General features: G+C 43.5%; 2 protein-coding genes. Both read left to right on the top strand.

Annotated features, from left to right (window positions below; translation table 11 throughout):
• A partial coding sequence (locus AC6CH7_RS26485; RefSeq protein ID WP_498265565.1) for a hypothetical protein occupies positions 1–239 on the top strand: 239 nt, incomplete at its 5' end.
• Positions 236–430 (top strand): hypothetical protein (locus tag AC6CH7_RS26480; protein ID WP_498265564.1); only part of this gene is annotated, 195 nt, incomplete at its 3' end. The genes AC6CH7_RS26485 and AC6CH7_RS26480, both read left to right, overlap by 4 nt.

Below are 430 nucleotides of genomic sequence, written 5' to 3'. Positions count from 1 at the left end.
CTAGATTATTTCTTTCCACGGGCGATCATCGAAAGACATCTCTTATTCTTGATGAACGGCAAATCCAGCATTATTTTACCGAAGAGGGCATCAGTCTTCAAATGATGAACACCGAAACTGTCGCCGAACTCATCAAAATACTGGTAATGGCCGATATTAAAGTATACCGGCTTTATGCTGCGCAAAACGACCTTGAGACAATTTTTATGGATTTGATCGCAAATAAAAATAAGCTATGAAAACATTTATATACAGCTTTAGGAGCGAATGGCTCAAAAGGAGGCGCAGTCTGGCATCATGGCTTGTTGTCTGCGGGGCCTTTTTTACCCCAACAATTATAATCGCGGTCCGTCTCTTTCACCACGAAGGGTTGCAGGCCGCCAGCAATGATGTAAGGTACTGGGAAAACCACTGGAAAAGCTGCTGGGAA

The organism is Pedobacter sp. GQ55 (assembly GCF_059758925.1).
This window is presented reverse-complemented; position numbering and strand designations above follow the sequence as displayed.